The sequence below is a fragment of the Pseudaeromonas aegiceratis genome (genome assembly GCF_046254905.1).
In the GTDB taxonomy this organism is placed as follows: domain Bacteria; phylum Pseudomonadota; class Gammaproteobacteria; order Enterobacterales; family Aeromonadaceae; genus Pseudaeromonas; species Pseudaeromonas aegiceratis.
This window is the reverse complement of sequence record NZ_CP158016.1, coordinates 912641-937734: the sequence shown is the minus strand read 5'-3', so window position 1 is coordinate 937734 and position 25094 is coordinate 912641. Positions and strand designations below refer to the sequence as shown.

Sequence of the window (25094 nt, the reverse complement as noted above, 5' to 3'; positions counted from 1 at the left end):
GTGGCCAATTGTGTCAGGTCGGTCCCTTGGCCCGGCCTGCGGCAGGCGTTACCATGCCCTATCAGCCTTACTCAAGGAGGTCCCATGCTGTTGACCGACTACCGATTGCGCTCCCCTTCCCTCACCGATCTCGACCGCTGCTACGCCATCGAGCGCAGCGCCTATCCCGGCGACGAGGCGGCGACGCGGGAGAAGATCGAAAAACGTATTCGTATGTATCCTGATGGTTTCATGCTGCTGGAGATCGACGGCGTGATCGCCGGCATGATCAACAGCGCCTGTGCCGATAAAGTGGTGATGGCCGACAGTGCCTTCAAGGAGCTGGTGGGGCATGATCCTGCCGGCCGCCAGGCGGTGATATTGTCGCTGGCGGTGCACCCGGATCATCAGGGCCAGGGGCTGGCCGGCCTGCTGCTGGTGAACTTCATCCAGCGCATGAAGCGGCTGCACAAGCAGTCCATCGAGCTCATGTGCCGGGAGGAGCACATCGCCCTCTACCGGCGTTTCGGCTTCAACTACGTGCGCCCAAGCGCCTCCGCCCATGGCGGCCTGGCTTGGCACGAGATGCTGTTGCGCCTCTGACCCCGGAGCCCCCATGCCCATCGCCAAGCCACCGGCTCACCCCAAGGACCCGCTCAGTGCCGCCCCCCTGGCCCAAGCCGACTGGCCCGGCGATATCTCCACCCGCGTGCAGCAGGCCCTGCTGGCCCTCGCCCGGCCGGTGGATCTGATGCAGCAGCACAGCCGGCTCAGCGAGATCCCCGGCATCTTCTACCTGGAACAGGGTGCCGTACTGATGGCGGTGCCGGATGGCGAGATGAAGAGCAGCATCGGCATGGCCCTGGGGCCCGGTGACTGGTGGGGCATTCACGCCTTCGACCCGGCCAGCCCGCGGCTGTTTGCCCTGATGGAGCTGGTGGCCCAGCCGGTGGTGTGGCTGTTTCCCAAGGCAGAGGTGGAGCAGTTGGCCAGCCGGCAGCCGGAGGTGTACAAGTGGCTGTTTGCCATCGCCCTGCGCCTGCACGGCCTGCGCATGCAGCTGCACCTCAACAGCTGGCACAGCCTGCCCCAGCGGGTGGCCTACCTGCTGCTGCACCTGGGCGAGCGCTGCGGTCAGCCCCAGGCCGACGGCCTGCAGTTGCCCGTCAGCCAGCAGCAGCTGAGCCAGCTGGCGGGCATCAGCCGGCCTCGGCTCAACGAGGTGCTCAAGCAGTTTGAGGGCCAGGGCCTGCTGCAGCTGGGCCGGGGCCAGATCCGGCTGCTGGACATACCTGGGCTGCGGGCGCCCCTGCAGTCCCTCAACCTGATGTTTCACGATCCGCTCCAGAGCCCGGACTCGGCGGCGCCGCAGGCCTAGTCCCCCACCCCGTTGCGGCCCCGCTGCTTGACCCGGTAGAGGGCCTGATCGGCGCGATCCAGCAGGGCATCCAGGCTGAGGCCGGCCTCGGCCTGGGCCAGACCTATGCTGATGGTCACCACTTCGGCGGTGGGCGAGGCGGCATGGGGCAGCGCCGCCTCCGCCAGCAGCCCCTGGATGCGGCGGGCCACCACATGGGCGCCGGCCAGATCCGTGTCCTCCAGATAGAGCACAAACTCCTCCCCGCCGTAGCGGCCCAGGCTGTCCACCTCGTCGCGGATCCCCCGCCGCAGACAGTCCGCCACCGTCTGCAGGCAGGCATCCCCCTGCAGGTGACCGTAATGGTCGTTGTAGCGCTTGAAGTGATCCACATCCAGCATCAGCACCACCGCCTGGCCGTCACGGGCCTGCAGGCGGCCCAGCCGTTTCTCCACAGTGCTGAAAAAGGCCCGCCGGTTGGGGATGTTCAACAGGGGATCCAGGTTGGAGGCCTCCACCAGGGCCCGCATCAGCTGCAGGTTCTCGAACTCCTGGTTAGCGATGAAGCGCACCAGCCGGTTGGTGAAGTGAAAAAACAGGCCGCTGAGCAGCAAGAGTTCGGCCCAGCCCAGGTAGCTGAACCAGTGGGTGCTCTGATCCGGCACCAGCAGCCGGTGGACGACGGGGTCGCCAAACAGGCTGACAAACAGCACCCCCAGCATCAGGGTGGCCAGGGTGGGAAAGAGGAAGGCGATGCTGGCGTAGCTCATGGCCAGGGTCAGCACCACGGCCGACATGATGCCCCAGTTGGAGTTGGTCAGGGTCAGATAGACGATGTGGTAGTGGTAGCCGAGCAGGCACAACCACAGCAGGGTCACCAGGGTCACCGCCAGCAGGATCCAGCGGGCTCGGGTATAGCGGCGGATCCGCTGCGCCTGCCGCCGGCCCAGCAGCCAGCCCGGTCGCCAGAAAAACAGCAGGCAGGCCAGCGTTGTGATGCCATACAGCACAGATTGCAGCGCCGAGGGCGCCAACAGGGGATCCCAGAAGGAGACCAGATCCAGCCGGATGGCACCCCGCTGCAGCAGGCCCCACAGGCGCACCACCAGATAGGCCTGGGTCAGCAGATTCACCAGCAGGAACAGGCGGATCACCACGTTGGCATACAAGGAGGTGTTCTTGGCGATGAAATCATCCAGCGTCCACTCGTGACCGTCACTGAGCAGCCGACGGGAGAAACGTCCCACATCGCGCCGATCCGTCAGAGGGCTCAGTCGCTTGTCCAGCTTCATGATGACTCCTGCAGCCGCTTAATTGGTTTCATACTAGCCCCAACGGGCCAGTAATGTCTCGGCTGGAACCGGTGGTGAATAGAGATAGCCCTGCAAAAGCTGGCAGCCCTGGCGGGCCAGTAGTGCGGCCTGGGCCTGGGTCTCCACCCCTTCGGCCACGGTTCTGAGCTTGAGGCGCGCCGCCAGGGCCAGGGTGGTCTCCACCGCCGCCCTGTGCCTGGGGTTGTCCAGCATGCGCGCCACGAAGGCCCGATCGATCTTCAGCTCGCAGGCCGGGGTCTGGATCAGTTGCAGCAAGGAGGCATGGCCGGTGCCGAAGTCATCCAGCGCCAGCCCCACCCCGTGCAGCCGCAGCCGGCTGGCGGCGCTGAGCAGGGCCTCCAGATCCCGGCAGGCCTGGGTCTCGGTGATCTCCAGGCACAGGCGCTGGGGCGGGAAGTCGTACTCCACCAGCAGGGCCAGCACCTCCTCCACCAGAGCCGGTGACAGGAGTTCGTCCGGCGCTATGTTCACCGACAGGTTCAGATCCAGCCCCTGGCGCCGCCACTGCTGACAGCAGGCCAATGACTGGGCCAGCATGGTCATGGTCAGGCGGTGCCCTAGGCCCGCCGCATCCATCTCGTCGAGGAAGCCCGCCGGCCCCACCACCGTCTGGCCGGGACGCACCCAGCGCGCCAGGGCCTCCACCCCCATGAGGCGGCCGGTCTGGGCACAGACCTGGGGCTGGAAGTAGGGCTGAAAGTCCCCCTGCTCCAGTCCCTGGCGCAGCACCTGGGCGCTGGGGGAGACCCCTGTCTGCCGCGGGTCTGGCTTGGCCACCGCCACCCGCTCCGACTGCAACAGCTCGCAGATCTGCTGTCGTGCCACCGGCTTGCGGAACTGGCCCACCAGATCCAGGCCCTGCAGGGTGGCCAGGGTGGCCACCGACTCCATCACCTCGGCACTGGCCACGCTGATCAGCACCAGGGCGCTGGACAGCTGCCGGCGGGCCAGCTCCGCCAGCAGGCAGACGCCGTCCATGCCCGGCAAGCCGAGGTCCATCAGCACCATGTCCGGCTGCAGCCCCGTATCCAGCAGGCGCAGGGCGGCATGGCCATCCGCCACCGCCTCGATCCGCCGGGCATGGGGCTGACACAGGCGCGCCAGCCAATGGCGCTGAAAGTCATCATCCTCGACGATGAGCAGGGTGAGTTCAGCTTGCATCGAATACCTCGTTGCCGAAGACCGGACGGCAGATCTCGCCATCACGGTCGGGTGAGTCGGTGGCCGGACCCACTGGATTAAGGGCACACCAGCGGGCCAGATAGAGGCGCCAGGCCAGGTGCTCGACCTGCTCCCCCGCCTCGGCCAGCCGGCGGTTGAGCTGCCCCAGCAGTTCATCGGCCAGGGGCGAGCCCAGCAGGCGCAGCAGCTTGACCCGCTCCACCTGTTCCAAGGGGGAGCGCGGACCTGGCTGATGCTGGCGCACCATCTGGTACTGGGTCAGACAGAAGGCCGCCTGCTGCTGTGACCCCTGCAGGCAATAGAATCGCCCCAGCAGCAACAGGGCCATGGGGCGGTAGGCCGACTGCCCCACCCGCTGCTGCCAATCGCCACACTGTTGCTGAAACTGCTGCAGCAAGGCCGGGGCGGCTTCCGGTTCCGCCTGGGCGGCCATGTCCAACTGCAACGCCGCCAGCAGCGGCAGCAATTGACCGGCCCAGCTCACGCCCAGCGGCGCCAGCTGCAGCCCCTGCAGCAGCGCCTGATGCGCCGCCAGCAGGGTGCCGTCCGCCAGCTCGACACAGGCCAGCAGCCAGTGATGCCGCACGGCGCAGGGCGTCAGACTGATGGCGTGCAACAGTTTCTGTCTGGCCATGACAAACTTGTGCTCCCGCAAGGCGTTCTCCGCCCCCAGGGCCAGGGCCTGGGCCCCCAGCAAGGGATCCGACTCCAAGGCGGTAAGCCAGCTGTCCGCCAGGGCGTAGTAACGCCGGCGCATGGCCAGCTCCGCCAGGGCCAGCTGGGCACGCTTGCCCTCGGGCCCACCCCTGAGATCCAGCAGGGCGTTATGGGCCCGATCGAACTGCCGCTGATCCATCCAGATCCGGGCCTGCAACAGCCTGAGCCCAGGCGCGTCCACCGGCGCCTGCGCCAGGGTCGCGGCCGCCTGCTGCTCCGCCTCTGCCAGCAGACCGCCCCCCAGCAGGGCCTGGATAGGCGCCAACTGCTGACGCCGGGCCAGCCAGTGGGGCCAACGCTGGGCCAGGACCGTCGGCTGCACCGGCTTCAACAGATAACCATCCAGCTCCAGCGCGGCCAGCCGCCGCAGGCGCGCCAGGCTGGCGTCGTCGGCCATCATCACCAGCACGCAGTCGGGGGCCAGCCAGCCCTCCTGACACAGGGTCGCCAGCAACTGGGCACCGTCGGCCTGGTCGTCGCCCAGGCTGTCGTTGCACAGCAGCAGCTGATAGGCCCGCTCGCGGCACAGACGGCCGGCGGACGCGGCATCCGGCGCCCAATCCAGCTGGCTGGGGGCCAGGCCCAGCTGCGCCAGTTGGTCCAGCAGGGTATTGGCCTGTTGGGCACAGGGCTCCACCACCAGCACGGCGCGGGCGGGATCTAGACCGGCAAGAGTGAGTGGTGTAAGGGTGAGCGGCGCAAGGGGCTCGGCCATGGGATGTCATGCTCCTGCGGTTGGCGAACAGATGACGCCATGCTACTAGCAGTGGATTTATTCATCTGTTCCGCAAAGAACAGACTGATAATTCCGAAGGATGCACAGTTTGCCGAGATTTGAAACCAGCCTTTAACGAAGAGATGGCGATATGAAACTGGAGAGTGCGGTGCGGTACCCCTGGCTGGATCAGGGCAAGCTGTGGCACCTGTGTGGCGAGACGGCAGGCCTGTTTTATGAGGTGTTGCATGTCTATCTGCACAGCGTCGCCCCCCAGGGCCGGCAGCTGGCCGGCACCCTGCAGCGGCAGGCCTGGCCCGAGCTGGCCAGGCAGTTACACAGCCTCAAGGGCAGCCTGCAATACCTGGCCCGGGAACCTCTGTGCCAGCAGGTCGCGGATCTGGAACAGGCCGCCCTGCGCCACGACAGCCAGCAATTGCTCCGCCACTGGCCGAGCCTGCAGGCTGATTTGGCGGCGTTGGAGCAGGAGATCGGCGACCTGCTGGCCGGGCCACCCCAGCCCCTGGCGGCCCTCGGCTAACCAGGATTTACCCTGTGGGGCTTGCCTTGGCCCGCCGGCCTGTCTATAAAGCCCTGACACTCCAGACCAGCAAGCATCATGAATCCGAAAAGTCAGGCCGTGCTCAGCCACCTGCGCGGCATCATACGTACCATAGATCTCAATGAACGGGACCTGAGCCGTGCCTGCGGCCTCACCCTGCCGCAGCTGCTGACCCTGCAGACCCTGCAGGCGGAACAGCCCATGAGCACGGGAGTGCTGGCCCAGCGCATGAACCTGGCCCAGGCCACCGTCACCAGCATCCTCGACCGGCTGGAGAGCCGGGCCCTGGTGATCCGGCTGCGGGGCACGGACGACAAGCGCAAGGTGTGGGTCAAGCTCACCGACGAGGGGGCCGCCCGCCTGGTGCAGGCGCCAGACACCCTGCAGCAGCGCTTCGTGGAACGCTTCGCCACCCTGCCCGACTGGCAGCAGTCCATGCTGCTGGGCTCACTGGAACTGCTGGCGGAGCTGATGGACGCCCCCACCCAGCAGACCGCCCCCATGCTGGCCGGCGGCGAGCTGACCCGCAACGAGGCCTAAGCATTCAATTAGCATTACTAAATATAAATTTCCACATCGACTAAAAGCCCGCCATATGGCGGGCTTTTTCTTGCCATTTTGCCGGCAAAAACCGCCTTTTCAGCCAAAGATTCACCCCGGCAACACCGCCATTTATCAGGTATTCCTGGTATGAAACCTGATTAAATCCTTCAAATTGGCGACAAATTGCTTTACGGTACTAATGATTAGCATTGCTATGCATTATTGGTTTCATTTCTGTTCACATTCCCATAGCAAGGACTCCATGACCGCCAAACTCGAAGTCAAACAACTCTATAAGGTCTTCGGCGACAAGCCGGAGCGGGCCTTCGCCCTGCTTTCCGACGGGCTGGACAAGGCCGAGATCCTCAAGCGCACCGGCCTCTCCGTCGGGGTGCAGGACGTCAACCTCAGCATTCAGGAAGGGGAAATTTTCGTCATCATGGGGCTCTCCGGCTCCGGCAAGTCCACCCTGGTGCGCCTGCTCAACCGCCTGATCGAGCCAACCCGCGGACAGGTGCTGATCGATGGCGAGGACATAGCGTCCATCTCCGACGACGCCCTGCGCCAGGTGCGCCGCAAGAAGATCAGCATGGTGTTCCAGTCCTTCGCCCTGATGCCCCACCTCAAGGTGCTGGACAACACCGCCTTCGGCCTGGAACTGGCCGGTATCGATAAGGTCAGCCGCTACGCCGCCGCCCGCCAGGCCCTGGCCCAGGTGGGGCTGGAGGCCTGGGCCGAGTCCTACCCCGATGCCCTGTCCGGCGGCATGAAACAGCGGGTGGGCCTGGCCCGCGCCCTGGCCAACGACCCGGATATCCTGCTGATGGACGAGGCCTTCTCCGCCCTGGATCCCCTGATCCGCACAGAGATGCAGGACGAATTGCTCAAGCTGCAGGGCAGCCAGCAGCGCACCATCGTCTTCATCTCCCACGATCTGGACGAGGCCATGCGCATCGGCGATCGCATCGCCATCATGCAGGAGGGGGTAGTGGTGCAGGTGGGCACCCCGGACGAGATCCTGAACCAGCCGGCCAACGACTATGTGCGCGCCTTCTTCCGCGGCGTGGATCTGGCCCATGTGTTCAGCGCCAAGGACATAGTCCAGCGCCGCCAGATCCCCCTCATCAAGAAGCACGACACCGACGGCCCCCGCGCCGCCCTCAAGCAGCTCGAGGATCAGGATCGGGACTACGGCTTCGTCATCGACCGCAACCGGCGCTTCGTCGGCGTGGTGTCGGTGGATTCCCTCAAGCAGGCCGCCGCCGGCAAGCTGGCGCTGGATAAGGCCCTGCTGAGCGCCCCCCAACCCATACTGGGCGAGACGCCGGTGAACGAGCTGATCGGCCTGGTGGCCGAGTCCCCCTGCCAGGTGCCCGTGGTGGATGAGCGGGGCCTCTACCTGGGGCTCATCTCCAAGACCCACCTGCTGCAAACCCTGGATCGGAGTACCCCGGCATGATCAAACACCTTCGTCTCTGGCTGCCCCTCATCTGGCTGGCCACCCTGCTGTTGACCCTGCCGGCCCAGGCCGCCGACACCGCCGGCGAGCCCGATCCCTGGGGCAATGCCAGCCAAACCGCCGACGATCCCTGGGGGGCGGCGGGCAATGGCGAGCAGCAGGCCCAGGCCGACTGGCTCAGTGCGCCCGCACAGCCCACGGAACAAGACACCACCATCGACTGGCGCCAGCCGTTCGACCAGGCCTGGATCCCGCTGGATAGCTGGATCGAGTCGGGCATCGACTGGCTGGTGGTGCATTTTCGCCCCGTCTTCCAGCTCATCCGCGCGCCGGTGGACATGACCCTCAACGCCATCCAGGGCGCCCTGCTCTGGGTGCCGGCGCCCCTGATGATCTTGCTGCTGGCCCTGGTCGCCTGGCAGCTGGTGGGCGGTGGCATGGCTATCGGCACCCTGGTCTCCCTGCTGGGCATAGGCCTCATCGGCGCCTGGGCCGACGCCATGGTGACCCTGGCCCTGGTGCTCACCTCGCTGTTCTTCTGCCTGCTCATCGGCCTGCCCTGCGGCATCTGGCTCTCCCGCAGCCAACGGGCCGCCGCCTGGATGCGCCCGCTGCTGGATGCCATGCAGACCACCCCCGCCTTCGTCTACCTGGTGCCCATCGTCATGCTGTTTGGCATCGGCAACGTGCCCGGCGTGGTGGTGACCATCATCTTCGCCCTGCCCCCCATCATCCGCCTCACCCTGCTGGGCATTCAGCAGGTGCCGGCGGATCTGGTGGAGGCCGCCCACTCCTTTGGCGCCAGCCCGCGCCAGCTGCTGTTCAAGGTACAGCTGCCCCTGGCCATGCCCACCATCATGGCCGGGGTCAACCAGACCCTGATGCTGTCGCTGTCCATGGTGGTGATCGCCTCCATGATCGCCGTGGGCGGCCTGGGGCAGATGGTGCTGCGGGGCATCGGCCGCCTGGACATGGGCATGGCCTCGGTGGGGGGCGTGGGCATAGTGCTGCTGGCAATCGTGCTGGACCGGCTGACCCAGGCCATGGGCCACAGCCAGCGCCACCGCCAGAAGGCACCTCGCGGGCCCCTGGCCCTGCTGCGCCGCCAGACTTCGCGGCCGGCTTCATCTTCAACCAACAAGGAGTGACTCATGATCAACGCCAAACAGGCCCTTCCCCTGCTGGCCCTGCTGCTGGGTAGCCAGCTGCAGGCCGCCGAGCTGCCCGGACAGGGCGTCAGCGTGCAGCCCATTCAGAGCACCATCGCCGAGGAGAGCTTTCAGACGGTGCTGGTGAGCAAGCTGCTGGCCCGCCTGGGCTATGAGATCAGCCCCGCCAAGGACGTGGATTACAACGTGGGCTACGCCACTGTGGCCAACGGCGAAGGCACCTTCCTCACCTTCAACTGGGATCCGCTGCACGCGGAGAAATACGAGAAGGCCGGCGGTGACGCCAAGTTCTACCGGCAGGGGGACTATGTCAGCGGCGCGGCCCAGGGCTACCTCATCGACAAGAAGACTGCCGAGACCTACCACATCAGCAACATAGCCCAGTTGAAAGATCCCAAGCTGGCCAAACTGTTCGATGCCGACGGTGACGGCGTGGCGGATCTGGCCGGCTGCAACCCTGGCTGGGGCTGCGAGGCGGTGATCAACCACCAGATTGAGGCCTATGGTCTGGCCAAGACGGTGCACCACAACCAGGGCAACTACGCCGCCATCATCGCCGACACCATAGCCCGCTATAAGAGTGGCAAGCCGATCCTCTACTACACCTGGACCCCTTACTGGGTCAGCGGCGAGCTGGTCCCGGGCAAGGATGTGGTCTGGCTGCAGGTGCCCTTCTCCGCCCTACCCGGCGAGCGGGCCAAGATCGACACCAAGCTGCCCAACGGCAAGAACTACGGCTTCCAGATGAATGTGATGCACATCGTCGCCAACAAGGCCTGGGCCGCAGCCAATCCGGCCGCCGCCAAGCTGTTCGCCGTCATGCGTCTGTCCAGCAACGACATCAGCGCCCAGAACATGCGCATGAAGCAGGGGGAAAACAGCCCGGCGGACATAGACCGTCATGCCGAGGGCTGGCTCAAGGCCCACGCCAAGCAGGTGGACGCCTGGCTGGCCGAAGCCCGGCAAGCCGCCGGCTAAGCCAACCCCACCCTACCCCTCCCCTTAAACAAGGGGAGGGAAACATCGTTCCTCCCCCATACCAAGGGGGAGGTTAGGTGGGGGATGGCTTGCCACTGCTGCCCATTCATGAACATCCGCGTCTTAACTGACCAGCATTGGGCCAGACGGCCCCGTTTTTATTGCTCCCACCCCCACCGCACCAATCCACCCCGCCAGGGGAAACACAGACTCGCCGGGATCACGGCGCGGCAGCCGAGTCTGGGATAGGCTGACCGGCATCCTCACTGACAGGAGTCACCCATGTCCGCCGCCCCCATCCTCGTCTCGGGCCTCATCAACATTGAGACCACCCTGGGCATAGACCACTTCCCTCTGGACTACTTTCCCGTGACCTACGCCTTCGACCGGGTGGCCAGCACCGTCTCCGGGGTGGGCTACAACGTGGCCAAGGCGCTGCACACGCTGGGCCATGATGTGGCCATGGCGTCCCTCATCGGCGACGACTTCCACGGCCAGTGGGTGCGCCAGGCCATGGCCGCGCTGGGGCTGGCCACCGAGGGGCTGTTGGCCAGCCTGCCCGCCACCCCGGCCTCGGTGATCCTCTACGAGCCCGGCGGTCGCCGGCAGATCCATGTCGATCTCAAGACCATTCAGCAGAGCGCCTACGATGAGGCGCGCTTCGCGGCCCAGCTGGCGGGCTGCCGGTTGGCGGTGATGTGCAACATCAACTACAACCGCGCCCTGCTGCCCGCCGTACAGGCCGCCGGCCTGCCCATCGCCACCGATGTGCATGTGCTGAGCGATCCAGACGATGCCTACAACCGGGACTTCATGGCCGCCGCCGATATCCTGTTTCTCAGCGACGAGGGGCTGCATGGCCGCGCCCCAGAGGAGCTCATCGGCGCGCTGCAGGCCCGTTACCACAATCCCCTCATCGTCATGGGCCAGGGCAGCCAGGGGGCCTTGATGTACGTGGCGGCGGACCGCCAGTTCCATCGGTCAGCGGCCCGCAGCCCCAGGCCCGTGGTCAACACCATAGGCGCCGGCGATGCCCTGTTCTCCGCCTTCCTCCACGGCTACCTGACTCACGGCAACCCCTACCAGGCGCTGGATCAGGCCTGCTTGTTCGCCGGCTGGAAGGTGGGCGTCGCCGGGGCGGCGGACGGCTTCCTTCCTGCCGGGGAGCTCGCCCGCCTCGCCTGGGCGCCAAGCTGATCCCAGCCTGAATCCAGGGCCGATAGCGGCGGGCCACCCGCCCCCACTTGGCGCCCCTTCAGTCTGCATTCATGGCCAGCCTTTACACTGGACGCCAATCCATCGGGAGGTGCGTCATGAAACGACTGTCCATCATAGTGCTGCTGTTCAGCGCAGGGCTGGGCGCCCAGGATCTGCTGATCGGCAGCCGGCTGGGGGAAGCCTCTCGCAACGGACTGCGTCACCAGCTCGAGCCCAGTGACGGGGGTGGCGTCATCCGCCTGCTGCCACGGCTGGATCGCCTGGCCCTGCTCAGCTGCCAGGATACGGCACGCTTGTTGAGCATGGAGCCGGCCGAGGCCAGCTTCGCCCTGGAGGCCCAGATCACCCATGTGCTGGCCCTGCGCCAGCTGCAGCTGCCGGACAGCTATGCGGCGGGCGCCCGGCTGGCCAGCGCCATCCGGACCCGCTGCCAGGCAGATCCCCAGCAGCTGCTGCTGGCGGCGGTGGATCTGAGCCTGCGGGAGCAGCTGCTGCCGGCGCCGCCCCTGCGTCGCCCCTAGGGCCCCCTCTCGGGCAAGAAACGGGGGAAACAAGTGTCGGCGGGATCCCGGTTTGTCTGCCGTCAGGGGCTACACTGGCGACTTAAGACTCAAGGAGGCCCCATGAAACCCACCACCCTACTGCCGCTGCTGGGGCTGACCGTCACCCTGGCCCTGGCCCCCTGCCGCGCCGCCTTGCTGGATGGCCAGACCTGGCTCGACCATGTGAGTCAGGATCTGGCCCCCTTCTGGTACCAGGCCGCCGAGGGCATAGAGGACGGTGCCTATCCCAGCTTTTTGTGCAACGACGCCAGCCACCCGGATCCCAAGGCCCTGCAGGCCAAACCCGCCGGCCTCTGCCCCGAACTGGCCAGTCCGCCGGACTGGATCGCCGAGGGGCTGGCCTATCAGTGGACCCGCATGGTGTCTCGCCAGAGCTTCGCCTACGCCATGCTGTTCCACCTGACCGGCGACCCCAAGGCCCTGGCCCTGGCCCGTCAGGGGGTGGACTTTTTGCGTAACCGCGCCCTGCTGCCCCATGACCCGCAACAGCGGGGCCGGGACGGCGCCATCACCCGCTTTCAGGACGGCCAGGCCGCCGATAGCCCGGCGGATCGCACCAGCCAGGACCTGGCCTACATAGGGCTGGGACTGGCGGCCTGGTATTACATCAGCGGTGACGAGGCGGTGCTGGCGGATCTGCAGCGGTTGCAGGATCACCTGTTCACCGCCTATCTGGACCGGGTCCATCAGCGCCTCACCTGGTACCCTGCCAGCCGGACCCAGGAGCAGCAGGTGGAGCTGGTGGCCCAGCTGGATCAGCTGAACGCCTACCTGGTGCTGCTGGCTCCCTGGCTGCACGGCCAGCAGCAGGCCCTCTGGCATCAACGCATGGCCTGGCTGGCCCGGGCCCTGGTGCGGGACTTCTACGCCCCCGCCGAGGGACGCTTCTACGGCTACCTGCACGATGACAGCGGCCTGCTGCCCTCGGCCCGCCACGCCGACTTCGGCCATAGCAGCAAGAGCTTCTGGATGCTCTACCTCACCGGTCGCCAGCTGGGGGATCCCCTGCTCGCCAAGCTGGCCGAAGGCGGCCTCTACCCGCTGCTGGCCCGGGCCTACCGGGAGGATCAGCTGAAAAACCTGCCGATGCCCCTGCCCGCGGGGAGCGACGGCAGCCAGCAGGTGGGCTGGTGGGGAGACAGGGACGGCGAGAACGGCAGCGCCTGGTGGGAATATGCGGAGCTGGATCAGGCCGCCGCCACCCTGGGGCTGGCGAACGCCGCCCCCCGCCGCTATCTGGAGCAGACCTGGCCCAGCTGGTTCGCCAGCTTCGTCGATAAGCAGCATGGCGAGGTCTGGGGCTGGATTGGTGCCGCCGACAGCCTCAAGGTGCACCTGTGGAAGAACGGCTATCACTCCCTGGAGCATGCCCTGATAGGCTACCTCAGCGCCCAGGCCTTCCAGGGCAAGCCCGTGACTCTCTACTTCGCCCGGCCCCTGCCGGTGGGGGAGACGGTGCCTGTCTACTACTACCGGGCCAAGGTGCTGGCCTGCCAGCCGGTGACCGGGCAGCACGGCATCTGGCAGCTGACCCTGTCGCCCCCCCAGCTGCCCTGAGCCAGCCGCCGACCCAGGCAAAAAAAGACCGCGCCAAACGGCGCGGTCTGTCGTTACGCGTCCATCATCCCTGGCAGTCTACACCTTGAACTGACGGACCCGGCCGGCCAGCTGCCGGGCCAGCTCGTCCAGATCGCCGCCGGTCTGCAGCACAGTCCCTGAGGTGGCGGCCCCCTCTTCGGTGAGGCTGTTGAGCTCGGAGACGTGGCGGTTGATCTCATCCATCACGGTACTCTGCTCCTCGGTGGCGGAGGCAATCTGGAAATTCATGTCCAGCACACGGCTGACACCCTGCTGTATCTCCGCCAGGGCCTGCTGCATCTTGTCGGACATGGCGACCGTGCTCTCCACCTGGGCGCTGCCCTTGTCCATGGCCTGTACCGCGCTCTGCACCCCGCTCTTCAAAGAGCCGATCATGCCCTGGATATCCTCGGTGGAACGCTGAGTGCGGCTGGCCAGGGTACGCACCTCATCGGCCACCACCGCAAAGCCCCGCCCCTGCTCACCGGCCCGGGCCGCCTCGATGGCGGCGTTCAGTGCCAGCAGGTTGGTCTGCTCGGCGATGCCGCGGATCACATCCAGTACCGAGGTGATCTTCTCGGACTCCTCCGCCAGCTGGGCCACCCGGCTCGCCGCCTGGAGGAAGCTCTCCTGCAACTGGGCGTTGAGGGCCACATTTTGCTGCAACAGCTGCAGCCCCTGGTTGGCGGTGGTCTGGGCGCCGTGGGTCTGCTCCGAGGTAAGCTGGGCGTGCTGGCTGATGTCATGCACCGCCTGGTTGATCTGATTGAAGGCGGTCACCAGGGAGGCCAGCTGCACCCGCTGGTTTTCGCTGATGTCATCCACCTGGGTGGCTACCTGCCGCAGGTTGCTGGTGTTGGCCTCCAGCTCGCTGGCATCCCCCAGCAGCAGGCGCACCAGCCCCTGCAGCTGATCCAGGAAACGGTTGAATTCGGTGGCCAGCTGGCCCAGCTCATCCCGTGTCACCACCGGCAGCCGGCTCACCAGATCCCCGCCACCGCGGTTGATATCCTGGATCTTCTCCGTCACCGCCCGCACGCTGCTGACAATCATCTTGGGACCGGCGTAGATAAGAAATAGACCGCAGACCAGGGCCACCGCCAGGAGCCCCAGGGTCCAGGCCTGGCGGCTGTCGGCCATCTCGTCGGAGATCTGCTTGGTCTGCTCAGCCAGCTTGTCCGCCAGCTCCCCCGCCAGGTTGTACTGCTGCCGCAGGGCTTCAAACTTGCTGTCGGTCTGATCGTGCAGTTGGTGCGCTGCGGCCAGATCCCCCTGTATGGCTAGGTTGTTGACCTGCCGCGCCGGCTGCAGCCACTCGGCAAACAGCCGTTCGAAATCGGTCAGCTGGGCCACCACCTGGGGATAGGGCCCCATGATGGCCAGGTATTTGGCCATGCGATCCTTGGCCTGCTGGACGTTGTCCTCAAAGTCCTGATTGAGCGCGGCAGAGTTCTCCGCCTTGCCCCCCACCAGCAACAGGCTTTGTTGAGCCGTCAGGGCCTGATAGAGATCCCGGTCGGCGTTGAGCACCACCCCCTGGGCCGGCATCAGCGCCACGGCAAACAGCCGGGTGTTCTGTTGCAGCCGCGCCAGGGCCAGGTAGTTCAGGATGCCGATCAGCAGGATAAACAGGGTCAGCAGGATCAGGCCGAAGGCCGCCTTGCTGCGGATGCTCATGGTCTTCAACAACATAGTGCCTTCCTCATCATGAGTGGGCCATCGCCTGGCGAAGCCCCATGGACGTGAGAATGTGGGCGCCGTGGCCGGCGCGCCTGTTGGTTATTCAGGCACCAGTTTTACACCCCGTGCAGGGTTCCCTAAGTGTGAGTCCGGCCCGGCTTTCTCGCCACTCAGACTAGTTCCCATCGGCCACCTTTGCTAAAAAAAGGCCGCGGTTGCGGCCTGGGTATGGGTCCGGAAAGGGAGGATCTCAGCCCACCTGCCAGCCTTGGGCCTGCTGCCGCTTGTGGGCGTAGAGGGCCAGCAGGCTGGCCTGATCCCGTCCCGCGTTGTCATAGAAGAGGGCGCCCCCGGCCGCCAACGCCGGATAGCGGTGCTGCAGAGCCTGGCAGACGAAGTCGATGCGCAGCAAGGTGGTGGCGGTGCAGCTTTGGCCGTGGAGATCGTCTTCGATGTCCAGCACATGGGAGCGGAACGCCTCCAGCTCGAAGCAGGCCGCCAGGGCCGCCTCGCTGCCGAGGGCCTGCTGCCAACGGGCCAGGATCCCATCCAGCCAGGCCAGTACCTCCGCCGTCGCCCCCCGGCTGGCCAGATGCTCACGCTTGCGACGGTAGTGGGCCAGGGCCAGCGCCTTCAGCTGGCGATAACAGGCCAGCTGGGCCGCCATCGGCTGGGCCTGGCGCAGCAACCAGCCGAAGAAGAAGCGGGTCTCGAAGCGCTCGCAGGCATGAAACAGGGGATCGCTGACCCCGTTGCTGTTGAACTGGCAGAGGGGATCGAAGGGGTACATGTAGCCGAAGTCGAACAGCCAGATGCGTTCACCGTCGTCCAGCAGGTTGCCGGGGCAGAGATCCCACTCCATCAGCCCCGCCTCCTCGCAGGCGGTGAGGGTCTCCAGCAGGGGGGCCAGCAGATCCGGCGTCACCCGGGCCAGGGGGGCGCCCGGCAGCCAGGGGGAGAGGATGATACCCAGCCGGTAATCGGCATACAGGGTGGGCACTATGCTATCGAACCGCCCCGCCCAGGCGGGATCGGCCTTAAGCCGGGTGAAGTCCGCCCGCCGCTGCACCTCGTTGAGAAACGAGGTCTGACCATCGAGGTTGCGCACCAAAGCCTCCGGGCGCCGCTGCTTGAGGGTGTAGTGACGGCCATCGATGCACAGGTGCAGCACCCGGGCGGTGAGGCCGCTGCCGAACTGCTCCACCACGCGAGGATCCGTCGGGGTCAGGGCCGCCAGGGCCGCAGGCGGCATGGGACAGACGCTAGCCTCCCCCACCACCAGGTTGGCGCCGGAGGCGGCGAAGGCCAGCTGGGCTTGCTGGCGAGCGTGGACGAGGGCATTCATGGGACACTCCTGCAAGGGGGATGCTGACAGTCTGGCCCAAGCGAGGCGCCGCACCATCCCCCCGCCGGTTGGAAGCCGCTGGTGGAACCTCAGCTGAGGCGTTGAGTCGTGCCGTCCTATGGGTAAGATAGACGCAGGTTCGTCCAAGGAGTCCCCATGTCCCCCCATCTGAGCAGCCTGCAACAGGCGCTGCAACAGGCCGATCTGATCTGGCTGGCCCTGCCCCAGGGCTACGATCAGCAGGCCCTGTACCAGGCCCTGGCCCGAAGCCGGCCCTGCCGGCTCTGGCCCGCCCCCGCCGCCGCCCATCATCTCTGGCTGGTCCCTGAGCTGCAGGCGTTGGATGAACAGGCCCAGCAGGCCGTGCTGGCTGCCTTGCTGAGCGGCCTGCCCGAGGGCGCCCAGGCCCTGATCTGCGCCCCTCTGCTCAGCCCCCTTGAAGGTCGATTGCGGGGCGCCGGCCTGACGCCCCTGCGCCTGGGCCCCACCCGCCTGGCCTGGGGCCAGGGCGAACTGGCCGACTGGCTGGCTGCCGAGCAGATCCCCGCCGAGACGGCGGCGCCCTGGTCGGCCCGGCTGGGCCAGTGGCCATTGGCCTGGCGGCTGTGGCAGCAGGCCCGCCAGTGTGACGAGCCCACCGAGGGGCTGCTGCAGGCCTGGGGACTGGCCCTGCTGGATCCCGTGCTGGCGCAGCTGCCGGCCCCCCTGCCCCTGGCGCTGGCGCTGCAGGCCCAGACCAACCCGCTGGATGAGCCGCGCCTGCTGCAGCTGGCCAACCTCAGCGCCGGCCAGTGGCGAGAATGGCGTGGCCTCTTGTGCCAGGCCGGCTGGTTGCTGGCCAGGGAGGACGGCGACCATTGGCAGCCCTGGATCGCCGAGCTGCTGGGGCTGTGGCGGGAGCAACCCCAGCTGGACTGGGCGCCCCTGAGTCACTGGCTAGCCCAATGGCCCCTGGCGGACATCCAGGCCCTCTACCCGGCTCGCCCCCTGCCCCAGCTGGCCCTGTCGCTCTTCTCCCGCATCGGCCTGCCCTGTCTGGAGCTGGGCCAGGGCGCCTGGTTGGCCGAACAGCTGGATCGCTTGCCGGCCCTCTGGCTGCGGCAGCAGCCGGCCCTGTGCCTGTTGCAGGCCTGGCTGGCCATGGAGCTGCACCGCCGTTCCGACTGGGCCGAGGAGTACCTGCAGATCTTGAGCTTCCAGGTGCTGGAACCGGAGGAGGCCGCCAGCGCCCGTCTGCTGCAGGCCATGATCAGCTTCAACTTCGACCACCTGCAGGACGCCCAGCAGCAGCTGGCCCAGCTGGGTGAGCAGCTGCCCCAGCCCCTGCTGGCCCCCTATCGCCTGACCCAGGCCATGGCCCTGCTGTTTTGCGGCCAGCTGGCCCGGGCCCGCACCCAGCTGGATCTGCTGGTGAGCTGGGCGGACTGCCAGCAGCAGTACCACCTCAAGCTGGCCGCCTGGTATCGCCTGGCCCAGCTGCACTACCTGCAGGGGGACTGGCAGCTGGCCGGCCGGGTGATCCAGACCGCCCTGGAGTTCGTCCAGCAGCAGGATCTCAAGCAGGATCGCCTGCTGGACTCCCTCTACCGACTGCAGGCGGAGATCTGCCTGCAGCGGGGCGAACCGGATCAGGCGGACTACTGGCTGGGCCAGGGCAGTGCCCTGACCGCGCCCCTGGGCGACTACTGGCGCCTGCCCTACCTGTCCCACCAGGCCCTGTGCCTCATCTGGCGTGGCCCGCCCCAGGCCCTGGCGGATTGCCTAGAACAGCTGGAGCAGCAGCGCTTCGGCCAGCAGTACTGCCGCATGTGGCAGTTTCGCGCCGGCTACGCCCTGGCCCTGGGCTACCAGCAGCGGGGGGACCAGGCCTCCCTGGCCCGGCTGCGCCAGCGCACCCCCTGGCATGAGCGGCTGGCGGATCTCTACGATCTCCAGGACAACCTGCTGCACGCCTGGCTGGCCCAGTCCCTGGCGGTCCCCCTGCCGCGCCCGCAGCTGGAATCCCTGGTGGCCACCGCCGAGCAGTGGCAGGTCCACTGGCTGGCCCAGCAGGCCAGGCTGCTGATCCTGCTGGGGCAAGGCACGGCGGATCCCGAGCCCTGGCACCCCCTGCTGGCCTGGCTGGCCGGACGCCAGACGGTGCTGCCCCTGCTGCTGGCCGGGCCTCAGGCGGTGGCGCCGCTGCAGAGCCTCAGCCGCTGGCCCCAGACCAGCCCCAGCGTGCTGACCCTGGTGCAGCAGACTCTGGATCGCCTCACCCGACCGCTGGATACCGGCGACGAGCTGCCCCAGGGGGAGGAGCTGAGCCAGCGCCAGTGGCAGATCCTGCGGCTCATCGCCCAGGGCCTCAGCAACGAGCAGATGGCCCGCCAGCTGTTTGTCGCCCCCTCCACCATCAAGACCCACATCAACCACCTGTACGCCAAGCTGGGGGTGCGCACCCGGGCCGAGGCCCAGGCGGTGGCCCGGCAGCGGCTGCTGGGGGGCTAGTTCCACCCGACGGATCCCCGGCCCCAGGGGATGACAGGGCTGGCCGGGCGGCTCATGCTCGGCCTATCCCCCGCCACCGGAGTCCGCCATGTCCCATCCCAGCCTGCAGGCCTGGCACCTGCCTGTCCCGCCCCTGGTACAGCAGACCGCCCAGGGCCCGCTGATCCGCCTCTGGCTCAAGGGGGACGCCTTGCCCCATGGCGTGGTGCTGCGCTGCGAGCCGGACAACGAGGAGTGGCAGGTCAGCATGGCGCCGCAAGAAACGGTCGCCGGCTGGCAGGCCTATACGGCCTGGCTGCCCCTCAACCCTGCCTCGCCCCAGCAGCGCTACTGCTTCAAGCTGTTGTGGGCTGACGCTCAGCTCTGGTTCGGCCCGGAAGGGCTGAGCCCCTTGCCGGTGGAGCGGCTGCGTCAGTTCGCCCTGGCCATCCCCAGCCCATACCCGACCTGGGTGGCGGATCAGCTGTTCTACCAGGTGTATGTGGATCGCTTCGCCCCGGGTGACGGCCCGCACCTGGTGCAGGATGAGGAATACCGGCATCCCACCAAGGGCACGCCGGTGCGCCGCCTGGCCTGGGACGCGCCCCTGTCAGCCCAGGATGCCAGCTGCCACTTCTATGGCGGGGATCTGGACGGCCTCACGGCCAAGCTGGATTACCTGCAGCAGCTGGGGGTGACGGCCCTCTACCTCAACCCCATCTTCCGCTCCCCCTCGGTGCACAAGTACGACACCCAGGACTACTTCGCGGTGGACTCGCACCTCGGCGGCAATGGGGCGCTGATTCGCCTGCGTCAGGCCACCCGGGCCCGGGGCATGCGCCTCATCCTGGACGGCGTCTTCAACCACACGGGCGATACCTGTGCCTGGTTTGACCGGCATGGCCAGGCCCCTGACGGCGCCGCCCACCATGCCGACTCCCCCTACCGGGACTGGTATCACTTCGTCGATGGCCAGGCCCAGTGCTGGAAGGGCAACCCAGTGCTGGTGAAGCTCGATTACGCCAGCCACGGCGTGGTGGAGACCCTGTACGCCGGCCGCCACAGCGTGGTGCGCCACTGGCTGCGGGAACCCTATGCCATCGACGGCTGGCGGCTGGATGTGGCCCACATGTTGGGAGAAGGCGGTACGGCGCGGGGCAACCTGCACCACCTGGCGGGCATCTACCGGGCGGCACGGCAGGAGAATCCCCAGGCCTACCTGCTGGGGGAACACTTCGGCGACGCCCGGGAGTGGCTGCAGCAGGGGGTGGAGGATGGCGCCATGAACTACGCGGGCTTTGCCCTGCCGGTGCGGGCCTTCCTGGCCGGGGTGGATGTGGCCTACCAGCCCATCCGGCTGGACGCGGCCCAGTGTGCCGCCTGGCTGGATCATTACCGGGCCGGGCTCAGCCATCCCCAGCAGCTGTGCCTGTTCAACCAGCTGGACAGCCACGACACCAGCCGCTTTCTCACCCTGCTGGGGGGAGATATAGCCCGGATGGAGCTGGCCCTGTGCTGGCTGTATGGCTGGATTGGGGTGCCCTGCCTCTTCTATGGCACCGAGATCGGTCTAACCGGGGACAATGACCCCTTCAACCGGCCGCCCTTTCCCTGGCAGACCCCCGAGTCCTGGCAGGCTGCATTATGGGATCTGTGCCGCCAGCTGGGTCAGTGGCGCCGGCAGAGTCTGGCACTGCGTCGGGGCGGCTGCGCCGTCCTGTATGCCGCAGGGGAGAGTCTGGTGTTTGTGCGGCAATTTGGCGAGGAGGCCTGGCTGTTTGCCCTGCAGCGCAGCGGCGAGGCCCAGATCCCGCTGGCGGGGCGCCCCGGGCTGAGCGGACATTGGCAACCTATGTGGGGCTCAGGTGAGCTGCAGTCGACGAAAGAGGGCTGGCAGCTGAAGCTCTCCGGCACCGGCGCCAGCCTCTGGCGGCTCAGTGCTGGAGAATGAGTACCGCCCGCAGCAGATCCCGCCAGGTGAGGATGCCCACCACCTGGCCCTGCTCCAGCACCGGCAGGCAGGAGATGCCCCGGGCCAGCATGAGATCGGCGGCGGAGCGCACCCCCAGCTCAGGGGAGACGGTCACCGGCTCCCGGCTCATGATCTGGTGCACCTTGCGGCTCAGGGTGTCCCGATCCCGCTGGTTCTCCGCGAAGCTGTCGAGATACGGGCTGAGGGCGCGGTAGAGATCCTTGTCCGAGACGATGCCCACCAGCTTCTCGTCTTCCAGCACCAGCAGGTGATGAAAGGGGGCCTGAGCGAAGATCTCCCGCACCGTCTCCAGCTTGTCATCCATGCCGACGCTGGCCACCCGTTCTCGCATGATTTCCCGTACCAACATGCTAGCTCCTCCGCCCCAGATGAGACCCACCCTGGATCCCTGAGGCCATTGTAGCCCCTGGCCAGCCGGGCAAGTGTGCGATGGCACACAGGTGCCACTTAAAACCGGCTACTCCTCGGCGGTCAGCCCCTGGGCCTTGGCCATGGCCTTCACCTGGGGAAAGTAGCACTGGCTGTAGAACAGGGCGGTATTCTGGCTCCAGCTCAGCCCATCCGCCCGGCCGACCCGGCGCCAGAACTCGCACAGCATCTCGTCATAGTGGGCGATGATCTCCGGCAACCATTCCGCCTGGTAGCGCTCCTCGAAGCAGTAGCTGGACAGAGGCATGCGCGGCTTCTGCGGCCCCTGCTTGGCGATGTGCCCCAGGCACAATCCCGCCACCGGGAAGGTCCACTCCGGCAGGCTCAGCAGTTCGATGACGGCTTCCGGGTCGCGACGGATGCCGCCGATGGGCACCACCCCCAGCCCCAGGGAGCGGGCGGCGGTCATCAGGTTGCCCAGGGCGATGCCCGCATCCAGGGTGGCGGAGAGCAGCCCCTCCAGGCTGCGCTGGATCTGCTGGGTCTGGCCGGCCCGCGCCACCCCCAGCCCCGTCTTGTAGAAGTCCAGCACCAAGGTAATGAACACAGGCGCCTGGGCGATCCAGGGCTGATCCCCGGCGATGTCCGCCAGCTGGGCGCGCACCTCGGCGTCCTGGGTGAGGATCAGGCTGACCTGGTGGCTGTTGATGGAGGTGGGGCCATGGTGGGCCGCCTCCAGAATGGCTTGCAGATGGGCAGAATCGATGGGATCCGGGGTGAAGCAGCGGTGGCTGCGGTGTGCCTGCATCAGGCGAAGGGTTTCGTTCATCTGGCCTCCCGGCACCACCTCAATACTGCATTGAGTGTGGACGCCGGACCCCACCTTGGCAAAGGCGACGGCCAGACAAAACGGCAAGCGGGCCCGCCTGGGACCCGCTTCACTTACATCTTGTTTTGCACGTTCTGGGCGGCTTCCTGCACCTTCTCGCCGCCCTTCTGAATGTCCCGCCCCATGCCGTTGATGGTATTGCAGGCGGACAGCAGCAGGCAGAGGGCAAGGGTACAGCACAGCTTGTTCATGATGGCTCCTGGCTCATGGCGTTGCGGTGGCCCGAGCATACCACAAGGCCGTGTGCAGACCGCAAGTGAGCCGGATCAAAGACGCCAAACGAATCCTTTGCATTTTTTAACCGAGTGCCCCTATGCTGCCGCCCATTCGCTGCGCCCACGACAAGGAGTCCTTATGCGCCTACTGCCCCTCACCCTGCTGCTTGCCCTCAGCCCCAGCCTGTTTGCCCAGCCCATCGCCACCATAGTCGGTGGTGAGACCACCGCCGCCCCCGCCTGGATGGTCTCCCTGCAATGGCGCAATACCGGCGAGACCAACAGCCACTTTTGCGGTGGCACCCTGATCGCCCCCCAATGGATAGTGACCGCCGCCCACTGTATCAGCGATCTGGATCAGGACGAGATAGCCGTACGGATCGGCGACACGGATCTCTCCACCGCCTACACCTCGGCGGACATAGACCAGGTGATCATGCATCCGGACTGGGATCTGGATGATTCCAACTACCGCAGCAGCTTCCTGGGGGATATAGCCCTGCTGCACCTGGCCACGGCTCAGGGTGACGAGGTCCCTGCCCTGGCCAGTGCCGACCAGCAGGCGGCCCTGACGGCGGGGGATGCCATGACCGCCCTCGGCTGGGGCGCCACGGACTCCCTGGCGACCCAATACCCGGATCTGCTGCAGACGGTCGCGCTACCCTATGCCGGTGCCGATGTGCTGGGGGATGCGGATCACTTCAGCGCCGGCGGTGTGGCCGATGAGGGCACCTGCTATGGCGACAGCGGTGGCCCCCTGCTGATAAACGACACCCTGTACGGCATCGCCAGCTATATCGAAAGCGATGATGGCTCCTGTGCCAGCGCCGGAAATCTCGCCGGCTTCACCTCGGTGGGCTACTACACCGACTGGATAAGCACCCGGACCGCGGGACTGGTCTACGCCAATCTGCGTTCGCTGACGGTGGCCAGCGGCAGCACCGCCGAAACCGGCTTCCTGCTGCGCAATGACGACGACCAGGCCTGGGAGCTGACGTCGGTACAAAGCGAATTGACCCTGACCAATGATTGCGTGGGCATAACGCTGCAACCGGGGGAGAGCTGCACCCTGGGCGTCACCTTCCAGCCTGCAATCCCCAGTGGTACCCAAGATTACGGCATCCAGTTTGTCGCCCAGCGCGCCGATGGCCAGACCCTGAGTGACGACCTGGTACTGTCTACCGACACCTACCTTGACAGTACGGCCGATGACGCCGTCGGCGACGGTGGTGGCGGGACCCTGTCCGGCGCCTGGCTGGCCCTGCTTGCCCTGCTGACCATGAGCCGCAACCGTCGACGCGCCCGCAACAAAGTGTAAAGGCGTGTCATCCGGCTTGAGCCAACGATAAGGCCTGTTTAGTCTGGCGAGGCCCCACGGAGATGGGGCCTCGTTTATGTCACAGGAGTCCCTATGCGCGCCCTTGCCTCCACGCTGCTCTTGCTGTGTGCCCCCGCCGCCCTGGCCACCGAGGTGGTTCCCACCATAGTGGGTGGCCAAACCGCCAGCTCGGCCCCGGCCTGGATGGTCTCCATCCAGCAGCTCAACACCGGTTACACCAATGCCCACTTCTGCGGTGGCACCCTGATCGCCGCCGACTGGGTGGTCACCGCCGCCCACTGCGTGGACGACATCCAGCTGGACGAAGTCGGCCTGCGCATCGGCGATGCGGATCTTGGCACCAGTTTCACCCCGGTCACGATCGATGAGGTGGTGGTCCACCCGGATTGGGAGGTGATCTACGACGGCAGCAGCCGCACCGACTTCGTCGGGGACATGGCCCTGCTGCACCTGGCCACCAGCCAAAGCGCCACCACCCCGACCCTGGCGACCCTGAGCCAGACCCAGGCCCTGGAAGAGGTGAGCGACACCTCGGACACCAGTGACGGCGACTGGCTGACCGCCTACGGCTGGGGTTCCACCGATGTCTACGGCAATAGCTACCCGGACGATCTGCAGACCATAGATCTGCCGTTCGAGGGCATGGACACCAACTATTATCCGGATCACTTCTACGCCGGCGGCGTGGCCGGTGAAAGCATCTGCTTCGGTGACAGTGGCGGCCCCTTGCTGCAAGACGGCATCCTCTACGGGCTCACCAGCTTCATCAGCTACCCCTCCGGCAGCCGGGCCTACTGTGGCAATGAGGGCTATACCGCCGGCTTCACCTCCATCGGCTACCACCTGGACTGGATCAACGACACCATAGACGGCCTCAACTACACCACCAACCAGGCGCTGGAAGTACCCTATGGCGAGACCGGCACCGCCACCTTCCTCATCCGCAACGATGATTCCCAGGCCTGGACCCTGGGGCAGATCACCTCCACCGCCACCGTCAGTGCCGATTGTGATCAAAGCACCCTGGCCGCCGGCGACACCTGTGAGGTGAATGTCAGCTACACCCCCAGCAGCGCCACGGACGATCGCACCATAGAGATCGACTTCACCGCCACCGCCGCCGACAGCAGCACCAAGAGCGCCACCCTGATACTGCACGGCACCGGCACCACCGCCAGCAGCAGTAGTAACAACAGCGATGACAGCAGCAGCGACGACAGTAGCGATGACAGTAGTGACAACAGCAGCGATGACAGCGGCGATAGCAGCAGTGACGACAGTAGCTCCAGCAGTGACAGCGGTGGTGGTGGCAGCTTGCCCCTCGGCGGACTGATCCTGCTGGCAGCGGCCGGACTGCGTCGTCGGCGCCAGCATTGATACCCAGATAACACCACAAGGGGCCGCATCGGCCCCTTGCTTTATCTCCGCCGCCCCTGTGTTA

22 protein-coding genes are annotated in these 25094 nt (G+C 66.6%); 14 read left to right on the top strand and 8 right to left on the bottom strand.

Translation table 11 applies throughout. The annotated features are described in order from the left end of the window. The first annotated feature begins 84 nt into the window (after positions 1-84). Positions 85-582, top strand: coding sequence for a GNAT family N-acetyltransferase (locus tag ABHF91_RS04595; protein WP_409422292.1), 498 nt, complete (start codon positions 85-87; stop codon positions 580-582). Between the two features lie 13 nt (positions 583-595). Further along, complete coding sequence (locus tag ABHF91_RS04590; protein WP_409422291.1) at positions 596-1357, top strand: Crp/Fnr family transcriptional regulator; 762 nt, start codon at positions 596-598, stop codon at positions 1355-1357. Here the strand turns inward: ABHF91_RS04590 and ABHF91_RS04585 are convergent. Genes ABHF91_RS04585 through ABHF91_RS04575 form a run of 3 tightly spaced genes read right to left on the bottom strand, consistent with a single transcriptional unit; the run spans position 1354 to position 5284 of the window. After that, positions 1354-2628, bottom strand: coding sequence for a diguanylate cyclase domain-containing protein (locus ABHF91_RS04585; protein WP_409422290.1), 1275 nt, complete (start codon positions 2626-2628; stop codon positions 1354-1356). The two genes, ABHF91_RS04590 and ABHF91_RS04585, sit on opposite strands and share 4 nt — an antisense overlap. Before the next feature lie 33 nt (positions 2629-2661). Next, entirely contained in the window at positions 2662-3831 is a 1170-nt protein-coding gene (locus ABHF91_RS04580) for an EAL domain-containing protein (RefSeq protein WP_409422289.1), read from the bottom strand. Then, a complete protein-coding gene (locus tag ABHF91_RS04575; RefSeq protein WP_409422288.1) occupies positions 3821-5284 on the bottom strand; it encodes a hypothetical protein in 1464 nt (487 codons plus the stop codon). The genes ABHF91_RS04580 and ABHF91_RS04575 overlap by 11 nt, the downstream gene beginning before the upstream one ends. Before the next feature lie 151 nt (positions 5285-5435). On the opposite strand from ABHF91_RS04575, the gene ABHF91_RS04570 reads away from it, so the two are divergent. The 8 genes from ABHF91_RS04570 to ABHF91_RS04535 all read left to right on the top strand — a co-directional run bounded on the left by ABHF91_RS04570 (position 5436) and on the right by ABHF91_RS04535 (position 13333). Next, positions 5436-5825 (top strand): Hpt domain-containing protein, encoded by a 390-nt coding sequence (locus tag ABHF91_RS04570; protein WP_409422287.1) that lies wholly within the window; start codon positions 5436-5438, stop codon positions 5823-5825. Between the two features lie 78 nt (positions 5826-5903). Further along, positions 5904-6386: a MarR family winged helix-turn-helix transcriptional regulator gene (locus tag ABHF91_RS04565; protein WP_409422286.1), complete on the top strand. Its 483-nt coding sequence runs from the start codon at positions 5904-5906 to the stop codon at positions 6384-6386. A 265-nt stretch (positions 6387-6651) separates the two neighbouring features. Further along, entirely contained in the window at positions 6652-7848 is a 1197-nt protein-coding gene (gene proV / locus ABHF91_RS04560) for a glycine betaine/L-proline ABC transporter ATP-binding protein ProV (protein WP_409422285.1), read from the top strand. After that, positions 7845-8996, top strand: coding sequence for a glycine betaine/L-proline ABC transporter permease ProW (proW, locus tag ABHF91_RS04555; RefSeq protein WP_409422284.1), 1152 nt, complete (start codon positions 7845-7847; stop codon positions 8994-8996). Before proV ends, proW begins: the two co-directional genes overlap by 4 nt. 3 nt (positions 8997-8999) lie before the next feature. Next, complete coding sequence (gene proX / locus ABHF91_RS04550; protein WP_409422283.1) at positions 9000-9995, top strand: glycine betaine/L-proline ABC transporter substrate-binding protein ProX; 996 nt, start codon at positions 9000-9002, stop codon at positions 9993-9995. A 282-nt stretch (positions 9996-10277) separates the two neighbouring features. Next, positions 10278-11192, top strand: coding sequence for a carbohydrate kinase family protein (locus ABHF91_RS04545; protein WP_409422282.1), 915 nt, complete (start codon positions 10278-10280; stop codon positions 11190-11192). A gap of 116 nt (positions 11193-11308) precedes the next feature. Then, a complete protein-coding gene (locus ABHF91_RS04540; protein ID WP_409422281.1) occupies positions 11309-11734 on the top strand; it encodes a hypothetical protein in 426 nt (141 codons plus the stop codon). Positions 11735-11836: 102 nt separating this feature from the next. Then, complete coding sequence (locus ABHF91_RS04535; protein WP_409422280.1) at positions 11837-13333, top strand: hypothetical protein; 1497 nt, start codon at positions 11837-11839, stop codon at positions 13331-13333. A gap of 78 nt (positions 13334-13411) precedes the next feature. Here ABHF91_RS04535 and ABHF91_RS04530 read toward each other — a convergent pair whose 3' ends face one another. Both ABHF91_RS04530 and ABHF91_RS04525 read right to left on the bottom strand, forming a co-directional pair. Beyond that, the gene (locus ABHF91_RS04530; RefSeq protein WP_409422279.1) at positions 13412-15046 is read right to left on the bottom strand and encodes a methyl-accepting chemotaxis protein; all 1635 of its coding nucleotides are present in this window, start codon (positions 15044-15046) and stop codon (positions 13412-13414) included. Between the two features lie 238 nt (positions 15047-15284). After that, positions 15285-16379 (bottom strand): hypothetical protein, encoded by a 1095-nt coding sequence (locus ABHF91_RS04525; RefSeq protein ID WP_409422278.1) that lies wholly within the window; start codon positions 16377-16379, stop codon positions 15285-15287. A 156-nt stretch (positions 16380-16535) separates the two neighbouring features. Between ABHF91_RS04525 and ABHF91_RS04520 the strand changes: the two genes are divergently transcribed. Next, positions 16536-18869 carry a LuxR C-terminal-related transcriptional regulator gene (locus ABHF91_RS04520; RefSeq protein ID WP_409422277.1) on the top strand — a complete coding sequence of 778 codons (2334 nt, stop codon included), beginning with the start codon at positions 16536-16538 and terminating at the stop codon, positions 18867-18869. Positions 18870-18957: 88 nt separating this feature from the next. Continuing rightward, a complete protein-coding gene (gene malZ / locus ABHF91_RS04515; RefSeq protein ID WP_409422276.1) occupies positions 18958-20799 on the top strand; it encodes a maltodextrin glucosidase in 1842 nt (613 codons plus the stop codon). Here malZ and ABHF91_RS04510 read toward each other — a convergent pair. From ABHF91_RS04510 to ABHF91_RS04500, 3 genes are all read right to left on the bottom strand, one after another. Continuing rightward, the gene (locus ABHF91_RS04510; RefSeq protein ID WP_409422275.1) at positions 20783-21190 is read right to left on the bottom strand and encodes a CBS domain-containing protein; all 408 of its coding nucleotides are present in this window, start codon (positions 21188-21190) and stop codon (positions 20783-20785) included. The genes malZ and ABHF91_RS04510 overlap by 17 nt on opposite strands. A 108-nt stretch (positions 21191-21298) precedes the next feature. Then, on the bottom strand, positions 21299-22039 hold the full coding sequence (locus ABHF91_RS04505; RefSeq protein WP_409422274.1) for an NADPH-dependent oxidoreductase: 741 nt from the start codon (positions 22037-22039) through the stop codon (positions 21299-21301). Positions 22040-22152: 113 nt separating this feature from the next. Next, positions 22153-22290: an entericidin A/B family lipoprotein gene (locus tag ABHF91_RS04500; RefSeq protein ID WP_409422273.1), complete on the bottom strand. Its 138-nt coding sequence runs from the start codon at positions 22288-22290 to the stop codon at positions 22153-22155. Positions 22291-22453: 163 nt separating this feature from the next. On the opposite strand from ABHF91_RS04500, the gene ABHF91_RS04495 reads away from it, so the two are divergent. Continuing rightward, positions 22454-23632 (top strand): S1 family peptidase, encoded by a 1179-nt coding sequence (locus ABHF91_RS04495; RefSeq protein WP_409422272.1) that lies wholly within the window; start codon positions 22454-22456, stop codon positions 23630-23632. 93 nt (positions 23633-23725) lie between these two features. Further along, positions 23726-25030, top strand: coding sequence for a trypsin-like serine protease (locus ABHF91_RS04490; RefSeq protein ID WP_409422271.1), 1305 nt, complete (start codon positions 23726-23728; stop codon positions 25028-25030). Positions 25031-25094: the final 64 nt, after the last annotated feature.

Excerpts from the sequence above, each read along its gene's own strand:
- ABHF91_RS04530 (WP_409422279.1), bottom strand. The coding sequence starts at position 15,046 with ATGTTGTTGAAGACCATGAGCATCCGCAGCAAGGCGGCCTTCGGCCTG.
- ABHF91_RS04585 (WP_409422290.1), bottom strand. The coding sequence starts at position 2,628 with ATGAAGCTGGACAAGCGACTGAGCCCTCTGACGGATCGGCGCGATGTG.
- ABHF91_RS04525 (WP_409422278.1), bottom strand. The coding sequence starts at position 16,379 with ATGAATGCCCTCGTCCACGCTCGCCAGCAAGCCCAGCTGGCCTTCGCC.
- malZ (WP_409422276.1), top strand. The coding sequence starts at position 18,958 with ATGTCCCATCCCAGCCTGCAGGCCTGGCACCTGCCTGTCCCGCCCCTG.
- ABHF91_RS04595 (WP_409422292.1), top strand. The coding sequence starts at position 85 with ATGCTGTTGACCGACTACCGATTGCGCTCCCCTTCCCTCACCGATCTC.
- ABHF91_RS04500 (WP_409422273.1), bottom strand. The coding sequence starts at position 22,290 with ATGAACAAGCTGTGCTGTACCCTTGCCCTCTGCCTGCTGCTGTCCGCC.
- ABHF91_RS04570 (WP_409422287.1), top strand. The coding sequence starts at position 5,436 with ATGAAACTGGAGAGTGCGGTGCGGTACCCCTGGCTGGATCAGGGCAAG.
- ABHF91_RS04510 (WP_409422275.1), bottom strand. The coding sequence starts at position 21,190 with ATGTTGGTACGGGAAATCATGCGAGAACGGGTGGCCAGCGTCGGCATG.
- ABHF91_RS04540 (WP_409422281.1), top strand. The coding sequence starts at position 11,309 with ATGAAACGACTGTCCATCATAGTGCTGCTGTTCAGCGCAGGGCTGGGC.
- ABHF91_RS04505 (WP_409422274.1), bottom strand. The coding sequence starts at position 22,039 with ATGAACGAAACCCTTCGCCTGATGCAGGCACACCGCAGCCACCGCTGC.
- ABHF91_RS04575 (WP_409422288.1), bottom strand. The coding sequence starts at position 5,284 with ATGGCCGAGCCCCTTGCGCCGCTCACCCTTACACCACTCACTCTTGCC.
- ABHF91_RS04580 (WP_409422289.1), bottom strand. The coding sequence starts at position 3,831 with ATGCAAGCTGAACTCACCCTGCTCATCGTCGAGGATGATGACTTTCAG.
- ABHF91_RS04565 (WP_409422286.1), top strand. The coding sequence starts at position 5,904 with ATGAATCCGAAAAGTCAGGCCGTGCTCAGCCACCTGCGCGGCATCATA.
- ABHF91_RS04590 (WP_409422291.1), top strand. The coding sequence starts at position 596 with ATGCCCATCGCCAAGCCACCGGCTCACCCCAAGGACCCGCTCAGTGCC.
- ABHF91_RS04535 (WP_409422280.1), top strand. The coding sequence starts at position 11,837 with ATGAAACCCACCACCCTACTGCCGCTGCTGGGGCTGACCGTCACCCTG.
- proW (WP_409422284.1), top strand. The coding sequence starts at position 7,845 with ATGATCAAACACCTTCGTCTCTGGCTGCCCCTCATCTGGCTGGCCACC.
- proX (WP_409422283.1), top strand. The coding sequence starts at position 9,000 with ATGATCAACGCCAAACAGGCCCTTCCCCTGCTGGCCCTGCTGCTGGGT.
- ABHF91_RS04495 (WP_409422272.1), top strand. The coding sequence starts at position 22,454 with ATGCGCCTACTGCCCCTCACCCTGCTGCTTGCCCTCAGCCCCAGCCTG.
- ABHF91_RS04520 (WP_409422277.1), top strand. The coding sequence starts at position 16,536 with ATGTCCCCCCATCTGAGCAGCCTGCAACAGGCGCTGCAACAGGCCGAT.
- ABHF91_RS04545 (WP_409422282.1), top strand. The coding sequence starts at position 10,278 with ATGTCCGCCGCCCCCATCCTCGTCTCGGGCCTCATCAACATTGAGACC.
- proV (WP_409422285.1), top strand. The coding sequence starts at position 6,652 with ATGACCGCCAAACTCGAAGTCAAACAACTCTATAAGGTCTTCGGCGAC.
- ABHF91_RS04490 (WP_409422271.1), top strand. The coding sequence starts at position 23,726 with ATGCGCGCCCTTGCCTCCACGCTGCTCTTGCTGTGTGCCCCCGCCGCC.